At 60.3% G+C, this 14,860-nt stretch carries 11 protein-coding genes; 5 read left to right on the top strand and 6 right to left on the bottom strand.

Translation table 11 applies throughout. The features are described 5' to 3' along the window. The first annotated feature begins 9 nt into the window (after positions 1-9). Positions 10-1,146, top strand: coding sequence for an iron-containing alcohol dehydrogenase (locus RCH06_RS09495; protein WP_327081213.1), 1,137 nt, complete (start codon positions 10-12; stop codon positions 1,144-1,146). Positions 1,147-1,257: 111 nt separating this feature from the next. On the opposite strand, the gene RCH06_RS09490 is transcribed toward RCH06_RS09495, so the two are convergent. Beyond that, a complete protein-coding gene (locus RCH06_RS09490; RefSeq protein WP_327081212.1) occupies positions 1,258-3,621 on the bottom strand; it encodes a Tex family protein in 2,364 nt (787 codons plus the stop codon). Between the two features lie 168 nt (positions 3,622-3,789). Between RCH06_RS09490 and RCH06_RS09485 the strand changes: the two genes are divergently transcribed. Together RCH06_RS09485 and RCH06_RS09480 are read left to right on the top strand one after the other, a co-directional pair. After that, on the top strand, positions 3,790-4,314 hold the full coding sequence (locus tag RCH06_RS09485) for a hypothetical protein (protein WP_327081211.1): 525 nt from the start codon (positions 3,790-3,792) through the stop codon (positions 4,312-4,314). Between the two features lie 99 nt (positions 4,315-4,413). Then, positions 4,414-4,887, top strand: a complete 474-nt coding sequence (locus RCH06_RS09480) for a hypothetical protein (protein ID WP_327081210.1) — start codon at positions 4,414-4,416, stop codon at positions 4,885-4,887. A gap of 155 nt (positions 4,888-5,042) precedes the next feature. Here the strand turns inward: RCH06_RS09480 and RCH06_RS09475 are convergent, their stop codons facing one another. Next, positions 5,043-6,266: an extracellular catalytic domain type 1 short-chain-length polyhydroxyalkanoate depolymerase gene (locus RCH06_RS09475; RefSeq protein ID WP_327081209.1), complete on the bottom strand. Its 1,224-nt coding sequence runs from the start codon at positions 6,264-6,266 to the stop codon at positions 5,043-5,045. 263 nt (positions 6,267-6,529) lie between these two features. Here RCH06_RS09475 and trhO point away from each other — a divergent pair, with 263 nt between their 5' ends. Beyond that, the gene (trhO, locus tag RCH06_RS09470) at positions 6,530-7,483 is read left to right on the top strand and encodes an oxygen-dependent tRNA uridine(34) hydroxylase TrhO (protein WP_327081208.1); all 954 of its coding nucleotides are present in this window, start codon (positions 6,530-6,532) and stop codon (positions 7,481-7,483) included. Between the two features lie 27 nt (positions 7,484-7,510). Next, a complete protein-coding gene (locus tag RCH06_RS09465; protein WP_327081207.1) occupies positions 7,511-8,194 on the top strand; it encodes a glutathione S-transferase in 684 nt (227 codons plus the stop codon). 43 nt (positions 8,195-8,237) lie between these two features. Here RCH06_RS09465 and RCH06_RS09460 read toward each other — a convergent pair whose 3' ends face one another. The 4 genes from RCH06_RS09460 to clpA form a co-directional block, all read right to left on the bottom strand. Next, positions 8,238-9,224: a diaminopimelate dehydrogenase gene (locus RCH06_RS09460; RefSeq protein ID WP_327081206.1), complete on the bottom strand. Its 987-nt coding sequence runs from the start codon at positions 9,222-9,224 to the stop codon at positions 8,238-8,240. A 246-nt stretch (positions 9,225-9,470) separates the two neighbouring features. Beyond that, positions 9,471-10,925 (bottom strand): exodeoxyribonuclease I, encoded by a 1,455-nt coding sequence (gene sbcB, locus RCH06_RS09455; protein ID WP_327081205.1) that lies wholly within the window; start codon positions 10,923-10,925, stop codon positions 9,471-9,473. 8 nt (positions 10,926-10,933) lie between these two features. Continuing rightward, complete coding sequence (gene cls / locus RCH06_RS09450; RefSeq protein WP_327081204.1) at positions 10,934-12,391, bottom strand: cardiolipin synthase; 1,458 nt, start codon at positions 12,389-12,391, stop codon at positions 10,934-10,936. Positions 12,392-12,481: 90 nt separating this feature from the next. Beyond that, complete coding sequence (gene clpA / locus RCH06_RS09445; protein WP_327081203.1) at positions 12,482-14,821, bottom strand: ATP-dependent Clp protease ATP-binding subunit ClpA; 2,340 nt, start codon at positions 14,819-14,821, stop codon at positions 12,482-12,484. Positions 14,822-14,860 lie beyond the last annotated feature (39 nt).

Genomic DNA, 14,860 nt, shown 5'->3' with positions numbered 1-14,860 from the left:
CACCCCGCCATGGCCTTCATTTACTACGTCACCCAAGTCCAGTTTGAATTTGGCGCCATCCAGTTGCTCAGGCAGGAATGCGCGCGCGTCGGCATCACCCGGCCGCTGATCGTGACCGACCCGGGCGTCAAGGCCGCCGGCATTTTGCAAAAAGCGCTGCACGCCCTGCCCGGCATGCCAGTGGCAGTGTTTGACCAGACGCCTTCCAACCCCACCGAAGCCGCCGTGCGGGCCGCTGCCGCCCTGTACAAGTCCAGCGGCTGCGACGGCTTGATTGCCGTCGGTGGCGGCTCGGCCATTGACTGCGCCAAGGGCGTAGCCATTGCGGCAACGCACGAAGGCCCGCTCACCGCCTACGCCACCATCGAAGGCGGCTCGCTGAAAATCACCGAGCGCGCAGCCCCGCTGATTGCCGTTCCCACCACCAGCGGCACGGGCAGTGAAGTGGCACGCGGCGCGATCATCATCGTGGACGATCACCGCAAGCTCGGTTTTCATTCGTGGCATTTGGTGCCAAAAACCGCTATTTGCGACCCCGAGTTGACGCTGGGCCTGCCCGCCCACCTGACCGCTGCCACCGGCATGGACGCGATTGCGCACTGCATGGAAACCTTCATGTCCGCCGCTTTCAATCCACCAGCTGACGGCATTGCGCTCGATGGCCTGGCGCGCGGCTGGACGCATATCGAGCGCGCCACCCGCGACGGCAGCGACCGGGAAGCACGGCTGAACATGATGAGCGCGTCGATGCAGGGCGCGATGGCTTTTCAGAAAGGCCTGGGTTGCGTGCATTCGCTGAGCCACAGTCTGGGCGGCGTCGATCCGCGTCTGCATCACGGCACACTGAACGCCCTGTTTTTACCCGCCGTGGTGCGCTTTAACGCCGAAGCCGAATCGGTGCAAAAAGAGCATCGTCTGGACCGCATGGCCCGCGCGATGGGCCTGGCATCAGGCAGCGAGATTCCCGACGCCATCAAGTCCATGAACGCCCGCCTCGGCCTGGCGACCGGCTTGGGCGCGCTGGGCGTGCAGCGTGCGCAGTTCGGCCAGATCATTGAAGGCGCGATGGCCGACCATTGCCACAAGACGAATCCACGCTTGGCCAGCGTCGGGGACTACGAAGCCATGCTTGAAGCTTCGATGTGAACGGGCATCAAGCCGCTATTAAATACATAGCTGCTTGTGTCCGCCTGTATTGCGCAAGAGGCCTGTTTGACTATTAAAAGTCGTTTTTCCGGTGCAGCCAGCCTGAAATCGTTACTTCTTCAGCCCCGCCAGTTTGCTAAAAGCAGATTCCATCGCCGTTGAAGCCGCCGGCTGCGGCACGCCCTGACGCGCACCGCCGCGATTTTGCGGGCTTGGCTTAGCGCTTTCAAAGCGGTTATCACGGCGCGCTGGTGCGGCGTCCAGCTTCATGGTCAAGCCGATGCGCTTGCGTGCGACATCCACTTCGGTCACGCGCACCTTGACGATATCGCCGGTCTTGACCACTTCGCGGGCGTCGGTGACAAACTTGTTGGCGAGCTGGCTGACATGCACCAAGCCATCCTGATGCACGCCAATATCAACAAACGCACCAAAAGCCGCCACGTTGCTGACCGTGCCTTCAAGCGTCATGCCTTCTTTTAAATCCTTGATGTCTTCCACGCCGTCGTTAAAACGCGCCACTTTAAAGTCAGGGCGCGGGTCGCGTGCGGGTTTCTCCAGTTCCGCCAGGATGTCCCTGACCGTGATGACGCCGAACTTCTCGTTGGCAAACAGCTCGGGCTTCAAGGTTTTGAGCATTTCGGCCCGGCCCATCAACTCGGCTACCGGTTTACCGGTGTGCGCCATGATTTTTTCAACCACTGAATACGTCTCGGGGTGAACGCCGGTCATGTCCAGCGGGTTGCTGCTGGCGCGCAGCCGCAAGAAGCCCGCGCTTTGTTCAAACGTCTTGGCGCCCAGCCCCGTCACCTTGAGCAAATCGGCACGGCTGGCAAATGCGCCATTTGCATCGCGCCAGCGTACGACTGACTTGGCCACCGTCTGGCTTAGCCCCGACACACGCGCCAGCAGCGGCACGCTGGCGGTGTTCAAGTCCACGCCGACGCTGTTCACGCAGTCTTCGACCACCGCGCTCAGGCTGCGCGCCAAGTCGCTCTGGTTCACGTCGTGCTGGTACTGACCCACGCCGATGGACTTCGGGTCAATCTTGACCAACTCGGCCAGCGGGTCTTGCAGGCGACGCGCAATGCTGGCCGCACCGCGCAGGCTCACGTCCACATCGGGCATTTCCTGGCTGGCAAATTCGCTGGCCGAATAGACCGACGCGCCGGCTTCGCTGACCACTACCTTTTCAATAGCTGGTTGCGCATGTCCTGCCTGCGCTGCAGTCGTTTTTGACATGATTTTGATCAAATCGGCCGCCAGCTTGTCGGTTTCGCGGCTGGCGGTGCCGTTGCCGATGGCAATCAGGTTCACGCCATGCTTTTCGCTCAGTTTGGCCAGCGCGTGCAGCGAGCCGTCCCAGTCCTTGCGCGGCTCGTGCGGGTAAATCGTCGCGGTTTCGACCAGCTTGCCCGTCGCATCGACCACCGCCACCTTCACCCCGGTGCGAATGCCCGGGTCCAGCCCCATCACCACGCGCGGGCCAGCGGGTGCGGCCAGCAGCAAATCACGCAGGTTGTCGGCAAACACCTTGATGGCGACTTTTTCGGCGTCCTCGCGCAGGCGGGTGAACAAGTCGCGCTCCAGCGACAGGCTGAGCTTGACGCGCCAGGTCCAGGCCACGCATTTGCGCAGCAAGTCATCGGCGGGCCGGGCCTTGTGGCTCCAGCCCAGGTGCAGCGCAATTTTTCCTTCAGCGATGCTCGGCTGACCTGCTATCGGCGGCACCGGCAACACCAGTTTGGCATCCAGAATCTCCAGCCCCCGGCCGCGAAAAACAGCCAACGCCCGGTGCGACGGCACACGGCCAATCGGCTCGTCGTAGTCAAAATAATCGCGAAACTTGGCGTTGTCGGCGTTGTTTTCGTCTTTGCCGGTGACCAGTTTTGACGAAAAAAGCCCTTCGCTCCACAGCCAGCCCCGCAGCGACTGCACCAGCAGCGCGTCTTCAGCCCAACGTTCGCTCAGAATGTCGCGCACTCCGTCAAGCACCGCCTGCACGGTGGTGAAATCGTCGCCGCTTTCGTTTTTCTCGGCCTTCACGAAAGCGGCGGCTTCATCGGCAGGCACTAGCGACGGGTTGGCAAACAAGCGGTCGGCCAGCGGCTCAAGGCCCGCTTCGCGCGCGATCTGGCCTTTGGTACGGCGCTTGGTTTTGTAAGGCAGGTACAGGTCTTCCAGATCCTGCTTGGTGGCGGCGAATTCAATCGCGGCGCGCAGTTGGGGCGTGAGCTTGCCCTGCTCGTCAATGTTTTTGAGCACGGCGTCGCGGCGGTCTTCCAGCTCGCGCAGGTAGCTCAGGCGTTGCTCCAGTTCACGCAGCTGAATGTCGTCCAGCCCGCCGGTGGCTTCCTTGCGGTAGCGCGCGACGAAGGGCACGGTGGCACCGCCATCGAGCAGTTCCACGGCGGCCTTGACCTGGTGCTCCTGGGCATTGATTTCAGCGGCAATCTGGCGAATGATTTTTTGCATGTTCACTTCAGGTAGGCGCCAGAGGTGATGGATTTCACCCGCTTGCCAGAGCGTCCTCCGTGCAAGCTGACGTCAAAGGGCGAAATTGTCCCACAGCTTAAATCGGTCTTTCACCTCATAATCAGCCTGCTTTATTGCAGTCTTTTACTTTTTTCAAGGGGGTTTTCCATGCGCTTTCGCACCATTTTGATGATTCTTGCCATTTTGCTGGTGGCGGGTTTCGTCGCGCTGAACGTGGATGAATTTACCCGTATCAGTGTGCTGAGCCTGGGCTTCACCACCATCCAGCTGCCGCTGGGCCTCGTCATGCTGGCTTTGCTGGTCGCCACGCTGCTGATCTTTATGGCCAGCGCGCTGTACACGCAAAGCAAATACGCGCTTGAAGCGCGCACGCACACCCGCGAGCTCAACACCCAGCGCGAGCTGGCCGACAAGGCCGAGGCTTCGCGCTTCACCGAGTTGCGCGCCTATCTGGAAGAGCAGACGCTGGCCGAGCAACGGCGTGAATCCGCCTTGGGCACCGTGCTGGCAGACCGTTTTGCCCAGCAGCAGCAAGTGTTGTTGGCTCGCATGGAGCAAACGGACAACACGCTGGCGGCCTACATGGGCCAGCTCGAAGATCGTCTGGCAAATCGGCCCGGCATGATTACGCATGACATCACCGAGCGCCGCGACAACACGCCTTTTAGATAAGCAGGCAGGCCGATCAGCAACCTGCGGCCTTGATGTCGGCTACTTCCATTGCGCTTTCTTCACAGGCTTCTGAAGGCACTGCTTTTTTCGGCAGTCGCCTTGTTTTTGCTGTTCGAGGAATGGGGTTGGGAGCCGTTGGCCGCAGTTTTTGCGGCGCTGGGCCGGTTGCCGGTCTGGCGTCAGCTGGAGCGCCTGATCGTTCGCCTTCCTCCGTGGGCGGCCTTGCTGGCGTTTGGTGTTCCGGTGCTGGCGCTGATCCCCATCAAGCTGCTGGCGGTTTACCTGCTGGGGCAAGGCCATGTGGCAACGGGTCTGGGAATCATTGTGTTGGCCAAACTGGCCGGCACGGCATTCGCGGCGCGTCTGTTTCAGCTGACGCAGCCCGCGCTCATGCAGATTCAGTGGTTCGCCAGCCTCTATGTGCCCTGGAAAATCTGGAAAGACTACAAGCTGCGCCAGGTACGCAGTTCTTTGCCTTGGCGCTGGAGCCGCAGGCTCAGGCAGCGGGTGAAATTGCTGGCTACGCGCGTGGCGACGGCCTGCAAAGCGGCTTTCTCCGGATTACGAAAATAACCGGCTGATTGCTTTTTGCTATAAAAAACAGAGCAGCTTGCGCACGCCTGCATTGCGCATAAGCGCTTTATGGCTTGAATTTATCAAAAAACAGTGCGCTGAAGAAGCGGGGCGAGTCAGCCGGCGGAATTTCACCGCCATCACCCGTCAATCTCTCAAGCTCGCTTCAAAACAGATACTTTGGCAGGCGCTTTTTTCACACGCTTGTGAAGCGCAAAGAAGTTCCACAGCAGCAAGGTCGCGTCCGGCCCTTCGGGCGTGCTGTAGTCAAAGCTGCCCTCGCCGCCGCTCCAGGCATGGCCAAGTGCGTCAATTTCACACTTCACCACCTCGGGCTTGCGGCCCGCGTAGTAAGTCGTTGTTTTGTACGCATGGCGCGGGCTGCGCCCCCCGGTGCGACCGGCATAACTGCGCAGCACCGGCTGGGCGCTGGTAATGAAAGGCGCATCAATGAGGGTGAATTGCGCCGCCAAGTGGTCAACATTGACGCGCCGCACCACCGAGTCGCTCTTGCCGTGAATCAGCATCACGGGCATGCCGGGAAACGCCGGCTGTCCAGCCACAAATTCGGCAGCCACTTCCCGATGCTTCATGCTGGCACCTTGCTGCATCGCCTGAAATCCGCTCAGGGGGGAGTCGCTGGTGCCAAAAACAGGCGACGAATGCAGCCCCGCTGCCGCAATCAGCTCCGGATGGCGCAGCGCCAAAATAGCCGCCAGCCCCGCCCCCGCCGACAGCCCCGCCACGTAAGTGCGGCTAGTGTCCAGCCGGTGTTTAGCCTGCACTTGCTTGATCATTTCGGCAATTAGCATCACATCGCCTTCGCCCTGCTGCGTGGCGCGCTTGTACCAGTGCCAGCAACGGTTGCTGTCACTGGCGGCTGATTGCTGCGGATACAGCACCGCAAAGCCCTTGCGTTCGGCCAGCTGGTTCATGCGGGTCGAGGCAGCAAAGTCAGTTGGCGTCTGCTTGCAGCCATGCAGCATGACCACCAAGGGACGCGCCGTGGCGGCAGTGACCCCGGACGGCAGGTAAAGCCAGTAAAGCATCCGCCGGGGAGGTGCCAGCCCCGTTTGCGGCAGGGTAAAAAAAGATTTTTGCCAAGTGCCCGTTAAAGTGCCCGGCGAAGTCGCACCCGCAAGTTTTGGCGTAGGAGCCGGTTTGCGGCGCGGCTTGGCCACAGCCACCGCTTTGGCGACTGGCGTGTTGACAGCCTTGAGCGGCTGACGCGGTTTAACCGGGGCCGCCCGCTTTTTGACGGCGGGTGCGCGCGCAGTTGGGGTCAGCATACTGGTAAACAGCTTGCGGCCCTGCGCTTGCTGGGCTTTGCCCACGCGGCGAAGATTTTTGAGCCAGAGGCTGGTCAGACTTTTTGTCATAAGGGCTAGGGCATCGTGAGAGGATTGGACAACTTGCAAGCCATCGGTCGGGTTAAAAACCAGCCGCGACTTTCTTTTTTGAATTTGGCAAAGAAGATTTTGTTGCATTGCAGCAAACTACTGTGTCAGCGGGTTTCTCCAAAATCGCTCGGCCACCGGATAATTCCGTTCATCCTCAGCCCCGTGCGCTGCCGCCATGACGCTTTTTCCCTGTGGCAAGCCGTTGACTCAAATTTTTCGTTCTTTCATCCCTTTTCACCACCATGCAAGACTTTCTGACCGCTGCGCTCTATAAATTTGTTGAATTGCCCGACCATGCCGAGCTGCAGGCACCGCTGCTGGCGTGTTGTGAAGCGCAGGGCGTCAAAGGCACGCTGCTGCTTGCCGCCGAAGGCATCAACGGCACGATTGCCGGCCTGCCTGATGGCGTGCATGCGGTACTGGCTTTTTTGCGCAACGATCCGCGCCTGTCGTCGCTCGAACACAAGGAAGCGTATGCCGCCCGTATGCCGTTTTACCGGATGAAAGTGCGTCTGAAGCGCGAAATCGTCACGCTGGGCGTGCCCGACGTGCATCCTGCGCTGATGGCGGGCCGCTATGTCAAGCCGCAAGACTGGAACGACTTGATTGCCGAGCCCGGCCTGGTGCTGGTCGATACCCGCAACGACTATGAAGTGGCGATAGGCACGTTCAAAGGCGCGCTGAACCCTGCGACGCACAGCTTTTCAGAACTGCCCGGCTGGGTGGACAAGGAAATGGCCGAGGGCGGCAAGCTGGCTACGGTCAATGGCAAAAAACCCAAAGTCGCCATGTTCTGCACCGGCGGCATTCGCTGCGAAAAATCCACCGCTTTCCTGCGCGCGAAGGGGTTTGACGAGGTCTATCACCTGGAAGGCGGCGTCCTCAAATACCTGGAAACCATGCCGCAGGAAAGCAGCGCGTGGCAAGGCGAATGTTTTGTGTTTGACGAACGCGTCTCGGTCGGCCACGGCCTCAATCCCGGCGACTTCACGCTCTGCCGTTCGTGCCGAGACCCCTTGAGCGCCCAAGACCGCCAGTCGCCTTTGTATGAACTGGGCGTGAGCTGCGCGCACTGCCACGCCCGCACCACCGACGAACAAAAACACGGCTACCGCGAACGTCAGCGCCAGGTTTCGCTGGCCCAGGCGCGGCAAGAATCCCATATTGGCGTGCGCCAGCCTGGCAGCCAGTCATAAACCGCCGTCCCTACCCGCTCTGCCACGATGACCATGACCATGCCCATTCTTTATTCCTTTCGCCGTTGCCCGTATGCCATGCGGGCGAGACTGGCGCTGGCCGTGAGTGGTCAGGTGTGTGAATTGCGCGAAGTGGTTTTGCGCAACAAACCACAAGCGCTGCTGGAGGCTTCGCACAAAGCGACGGTGCCAGTGCTGCGCGTTGCTAATGGCGAGGTGCTGGAACACAGTCTGGACATCATGCTCTGGGCCTTGCGCCAGCATGACCCCGAATGCTGGCTGACACCGCCAATCGGCTCACTTGACGCGATGCAGGCAATGATTGCAGCCAACGACGGGCCGTTCAAGCAAGCGCTGGATCGTTATAAATACCCGCATCGCTTCCTGTCCGCGCAGACCGATGCCAGCGAGGCGGCCCGGCAGTTTGCCGAACACCACCGAGACAGCGCCGCGCAGTGGCTGATGACGCTGCAAAACCGGCTGGAAAACCACGACTGGCTGTTCGGCGCCAGCCCTTCTCTAGCCGACATGGCGCTGCTGCCCTTTGTCCGGCAGTTTGCCCACACCGATGCCGCGTGGTTTGCAGCGCAGCCCTGGCGGGCATTGGCCCGCTGGCTGGCGCACTGGGAAAGCGGCGCGCTGCTGGCGCAGGTCATGGCGAAATACCCGCCCTGGCAAACCGGACAGCTGGCTAGTTTCTTTCCTGATTAAGACTACCAAGCAGCCCCAGCCAGCGACTGAGCAGAAGGACGTATTAAAGCTGCTCGGCGCGCAATTGCTCTGCGCTTTTGGCTGACAGCAGGCCGGGCGGCACGTCAAACACGGTTTTGGCGCCGTAGTGGCCCAACTGATGCAAGCGATGCACAGCGCGGGCATAAGCCACCAGCACGCTGGCGGTGAACTCAGGGTTACTGGCGAGCTTCAGGCCGTACTCGATCACCTGCGTGTTGCCCTCAGACGTATTGCCGCTGCGAATCACAAAACCGCCATGCGGCATGGCGCTGTGGTCACGCTGCAAGGCTCTAGCACTAATGAAATTCACCGAGGTGTCGTAAGCGTCAAAGTAATGCGGCATGGTCTGGATGGCTTGGCGCACTGCGTCGGCATCCGCCCCGTCTTGCAGCACCACAAAGCATTCACGCGTGTGTTTTTGGCGTGTCGTAAGTTCGGGCCGCGTGCCGCTGCGCACCAAATCGACCGCCGCAGGCACGGGCAACGTGTATTGCACGCCGCCCGCCACACCGGGCACGCGCCGAATCGCGTCGGAGTGGCCCTGGCTCAAGCCTTTGCCCCAAAACGTATCGGTGGCGCCATCGGGCAGCAGCGCCTCAGCCATGACGCGGTTCACCGAAAACATTCCAGGGTCCCAGCCGGCAGAAATCAGCGCGGTTTTCTGACCGGCTCGGGCAGGCGCATCAACGGCGGCAAAGTACTCCGGAATGCGCGCATGCGTGTCAAAGCTGTCCACGGTGTTAAACAAAGCTGCCAACGCCGGGCCTTGCCGGGGCAAATCCTCTTTCGAGCCACCGCACAGAATCAGCACGTCAATATCAGCCGTGTGGCCACTCAAGTCGTCCATGGCGTACACCGGCGTGGCGCTTTGCAGCGGCGTGAGCTGCTCCGGCGGGCGGCGGGTGTAAATGCCGACCAGCTGCATGTCGGGGTTTTTGAGCAGCGACGCTTCAACACCGCGTCCCAGATTGCCGTGACCGGCGATGGCGATTCGAATGGGCTGAGCCATGTTTTGTCCTTATGGTTTGAGAAGAATCAGGAAGGTAAAAAAGAGGAAAAAGATGGTCGACATGCTCGCATCGTCGGTATGCGGTCAATGGCTGCGGTCGAAGTGATGGATTGGCAGGGGCTTTGAAAGACTGAAAAATAGTTTTATCCCTATTTCAACGTCAAATCAGCCTCTGGCGCTTTAACTACGTGCACTAACAGCTATCAATAAAATAGCATTTAGCACATCAAAAGCGGCGTTCTAGACTCACAGTTCCGGGGCAATCGCCTCGGCGTAGTCATACAGCGCGCCCAAAATCGCCTCGCCGCGCTCGTCGGCCGTTTCTGCCAGCGTATCGATCGCGGCGAACAGCGCGTCCACATTGCGCGCACCGCCCTCGCCGTCCAGCAGCCGTGCAGCGCGGTGCGTCTCCCAGCATGCGGCTTCGTCAAGCGTCAGAGTGTCGGGGAAATTGCGGGCGCGGTAGCGAAACAGCAGCGTTTTCAGCCGGGGATCGTCAAAGCCGGTGCGCTCATGCGCCAGCTCGGCGGGTGACAGGGCCAGCAACTGGTTCAGCCGCCGCCGGTCAGCGTTGCCGATGAAGCCGCCATACAGGTCTTCATCCACGTCGGGCGCAGCCTCTTGCGGCTTTTGAAACACCTCGGGCCAGATAGCGCTCATGTCAGGCAGGGCGACGGCTTTTTCAGCATTGCGCAGCGCAGCCTGCATATCAATGCCCCATTTGGCCGCCATTTGCGGCGTCAGCGTCGCCAGTTTGCGCACCACCATCGGCGACTTGTTGAGGTGAACTGATTTCATTGGCAGCCGCTGCACGCCTTCCGGCAAATCGGCGGCTTTGCTGAACAGCCGCTGGCGCAGCGTGGCCACGTCCAGCAGGGGCAACTCGCTCGGGTCATGGGCCAAGTCCCAGGCGAGCAACTCGTTTTTATTGGTTGGATGGGTGGCCAGCGGCCACATCACGGCCAGGCAGCCTTTTTCTGACGGAAACATGCCGGACACATGCAAAAACGGCACGGCATGCTGCGGGCTGGCGGGCAGACCCAACTCGGCGGCGACGCGGTCTTTTTTGTGCAGCCCCAGGCAAAAATCGAACAGACGCGGCTGGGCGGTGCGAATCAGCCGCGCCAGCGCAATCGTGGCGCGCACATCCGACAAGGCGTCGTGTGCGGCTTCGTGCACCAGGCCATTGGCGCGCGCCAGGTCTTGCAGGGTGAAACTGGTTTTACCGGCGTGCGGGCCGTCATGTTTGATGGGCCAGACGATGCCTTCGGGCCGCAGCGCATACGCCATGCGCACGACATCGAGCAAATCCCAGCGGCCGCAGTCGTTTTGCCACTCGCGGCCATACGGGTCGATCAGGTTGCGCCAAAACATGAAGCGCGTCACTTCATCATCAAACCGGATGGTGTTGTAGCCCACGCCAATGGTGCCGGGCTGGGCCAGCAGTTGCTCGATCTGCGCGGCAAAAGCGTGTTCGGGCACGCCGTGTTGCAGGCAATGCTGCGGCGTGATGCCGGTGATCAGGCACGAAGCGGGATCAGGCAAATAGTCGTTGGCAGGCTGGCAGTAAATCATCACCGGCTCGCCGATTTCGTTCAGCTCGGCATCGGTGCGAATGCCGGCAAACTGCGCTGGCCGGTCGCGCCGGGTATTGAGCCCGAAGGTTTCGTAGTCGTGCCACAGAAAAGTATGGGTCAGCATGCAAAAACTCACAGTAAAGGTGAAAAAAGCCGCGCCACCGCATCCAGCAGGCGCGTGGAAAAGCGCTGCGGACGCAGGGACTTGACCAGGATGGCGCTACGCAAATCGGTTTCAAACTGGGCAGCTAAAGGTTCGGCCAGCGCCTGGCCGTAGACGACCGCCATCACTTCAAAATTCAGGCGAAAACTGCGGTTGTCAAAGTTGGCCGTGCCGATCATGGCGCAATGCCCGTCCACCACCAGCGTCTTGGAATGCAGCATGCGCCCCTTGTATTCCCAAACTTTAACGCCTGCGGCGATCAGCTCATCAAAGTACGAGCGGGCTGCGGCGCTGACGATCAGGCTGTCGCTGCGGTGCGGCACCAACAGGCGCACATCGACACCGCGCAGCGCGGCACTGGTCAGCGCCATCAGGGCCGGCTCGCCCGGCACGAAATAAGGCGTAGTCAGCCAGGCGCGCTGGATGGATGCGTTGATGGCGGCCACATGCATGCGGTGAATGGGCTCCAGCGCATTGTCAGGCCCGCTGGTGACGATTTGCACCGGAATGTCGCCAGCGTCCATCTGGGGCAGCAGGTGCGGCAAAAGCAGCGAAACATCGGTATGTTTGTCACTCGGGTAGTCGCCGGTGGTGTAAGCCCAGTCTTCCAGAAAGGTGGTCTGCAGCCAGCTGACGGCGCTGCCCTCAATGCGCAAATGCACATCATGGTAGGCATCCGACTGGACTCGCAGGTCTTCTTCATCGGTGATATTGACACCCCCCGTGAAGCCGACGCGTCCGTCACACACCACAATCTTGCGGTGGGTGCGGTAGTTGGTCACCGGACGCAGCCGGCGACCGATGCGGGTTTCGTGAAAAAGCGCGGTATGCACGCCAGCTGCCTGCAGCGGCGCCAGAAACTTGCGCCCCAGCTTCTTCGAGCCCAGCGCATCGACCAGCAGCCTGACCGTGACGCCCTGCTTGGCCTTGAGCACCAACAAATCACGCAGTGCCGTGCCAATCTGGTCAGGCTCGAAAATGTAGTATTCCAGGTGAACATGGTCGCGGGCCTCGTGAATCGCCTCAAAAATACGCTCAAAAGTCGCTGCGCCGCCGGAAAGAAGCTCAACGGACGTCGCACTGGATACCGGAATTCCGCAAGTGGCGGTGCCCAGCTCGGCAATCTGGCGCAAGGCTGCAGGCGCTTTTTCAGCGGCATCACGCAGCAAGGCCTGGTCGGCGTGGTTGCGTTTGCCGACGCGACTGCGCAAGCGTTTGATGCGCTGTTTTTTCAGGCGCTGCGGGCCCAGAAAGTAATAAATAACGAAGCCGGCAAAAGGCAGCAAGGCCAGCGACAGTATCCAGCTCATGGTGGACACGGGCGCCCGCTTTTGCATCACGATCCAGATCGACAGCACGGCGATATAGGCGCTCCAGGCGAGTGAAAAACCGGTTGCCCATTCGGAGCTGATTTCTGGAAGCGTCAAGGTAAGAGGTCTTAAGTGCGGAGAGAAGGAATGAAAAAAGCCGATAGCGTGATGCTACCGGCCTTTTATGGGCGCCTGAATTCAGGTCGCTTAATTGGTTTCTGCCGCCGCTTCCGGCTCAGGCTTGGCCTTGCCTTCGCGTTTTGCCAGCGGCTGGATGTCGAGCTCGACTTCGCCGGTTTCAACGCCCTTCTCGTCGGTCGTGACCTTCATGTCCACCGTCAGGCGGCCGCCATCAATCAAACGTCCAAACAGCAACTCGTCAGCCAGCGCCCGGCGAATCGTGTCCTGGATCAGACGCTGCATCGGACGCGCGCCCATCAGCGGATCAAAGCCCTTTTTGCCCAGGTACTTGCGCAGCGTGTCTGTGAAGGTCACCTCGACCTTCTTCTCGGCCAGCTGGGTTTCAAGCTGCAGCAGGAACTTGTCCACTACACGAAGGATGACTACTTCGTCGAGCGCCTTGAAGCTCACCACTGCGTCCAGGCGGTTGCGGAACTCGGGCGTGAACAGGCGCTTGATGTCGGCCATCTCGTCGCCGGCTTCGCGCGGATTCGTAAAACCGATGGTTGCCTTGTTCATCGTCTCAGCGCCCGCGTTGGTCGTCATGACGATGATCACGTTGCGGAAATCGGCCTTGCGCCCGTTATTGTCCGTCAGCGTGCCGTGGTCCATGACCTGCAGCAGCACGTTGAAAATGTCCGGATGGGCCTTTTCGATTTCATCGAGCAGCAGCACGCAATGCGGCTTCTTGGTCACGGCTTCGGTCAGCAATCCTCCCTGGTCAAACCCGACATAGCCCGGAGGCGCGCCAATCAGGCGGCTCACGGCATGGCGCTCCATGTACTCGGACATGTCAAAACGGATCAGCTCAATGCCCATGATGTAGGCAAGTTGCTTGGCCGCCTCGGTCTTGCCGACGCCGGTAGGGCCGGAGAACAGGAAAGAGCCAATCGGCTTGTCGTCCTTACCCAACCCCGAGCGCGCCATCTTGACGGCTGACGCCAGCACATCAAGCGCCTTGTCCTGGCCAAACACCACGCTTTTCAGGTCACGTTCCAAGGTTTTAAGCTTGCCGCGATCATCGTTGGACACATTGGCGGGCGGGATACGGGCGATCTTGGCCACAATCTCTTCCACCTCGGTCTTGGTGATGGTTTTCTTGCGCTTGTTGGCCGGCAGGATGCGCTGGGCTGCGCCCGCTTCGTCGATCACGTCAATCGCCTTGTCGGGCAAATGGCGGTCGTTGATGTACTTGGCGCTCAGTTCAGCCGCCGCCTGCAGAGCAGCCACGGCATATTTCACGCCATGGTGCTCTTCAAAGCGCGACTTCAGGCCTTTGAGGATATCGACGGTTTCCTGCACCGTCGGCTCGACCACATCGACCTTCTGAAAGCGCCGCGACAGAGCCGCATCTTTTTCAAAAATGCCGCGATATTCGGTGAAAGTAGTGGCACCAATGCACTTGAGCTGGCCCGAACTGAGAGCTGGCTTGAGCAGGTTGGACGCATCCAGCGTGCCGCCCGAAGCCGCGCCCGCACCAATCAGCGTGTGAATTTCGTCGATGAACAGGATGCCGTTGGGCTTGTCCTTGAGCGACTTCAAGACGCCCTTGAGGCGTTGCTCAAAATCGCCACGGTACTTGGTGCCCGCCAGCAAGGCACCCATGTCGAGCGAATAAACCTGCGCCTCGGCCAGAATCTCGGGCACGTCTTTTTGCGTGATGCGCCAGGCCAAGCCCTCGGCAATCGCCGTCTTGCCCACGCCGGCTTCACCCACCAGCAGCGGGTTGTTCTTGCGCCTACGGCACAGGATCTGGATCACGCGCTCGACCTCGTAATGGCGGCCAATCAGCGGATCGATCTTGCCTTCCTTGGCCAGCTGGTTGAGGTTGACGGTGTACTGCTCCAGCGGCGAAGCTTTTTCATTCTTTTCGCCGCCTTCTTCATTTTCAGCCGCGCTCTCGCCGGTCTTGGTAGGCTCCGGCGGATCACTTTTCTTGATGCCGTGGGCAATGAAATTAACCACATCCAGGCGCGTGACGCCCTGCTGGTGCAGGTAGTACACGGCATGCGAGTCTTTTTCGCCAAAAATGGCCACCAGCACATTGGCGCCGGTCACTTCCTTTTTGCCGCTGCCTGTGGACTGCACATGCATGATGGCGCGCTGGATCACGCGCTGGAAACCCAGCGTAGGCTGCGTATCGACATCGTCGCTGCCAGCTACCTGCGGCGTGTTGTCCTTGATGAAATTGTCAAGCGCCTTGCGCAAATCATCCACATTGGCTGAGCAGGCGCGCAGCACTTCAGCCGCACTGGGGTTGTCCAGCAGGGCCAGCAGCAGGTGTTCGACGGTGATGAACTCGTGGCGTTGCTGGCGTGCCTCCACAAAGGCCATGTGCAAGCTGACTTCTAATTCCTGGGCAATCATAGATTTTCCTTTCGGCTTGCTTGGATAAATACTTTACTG

The organism is Polaromonas sp. CG_9.5 (assembly GCF_035984465.1).
Taxonomy (GTDB): Bacteria; Pseudomonadota; Gammaproteobacteria; order Burkholderiales; family Burkholderiaceae_C; genus Polaromonas.
Note: the sequence above shows the minus strand (reverse complement) of the source record. Positions and strands in the feature narration are given on the sequence as shown.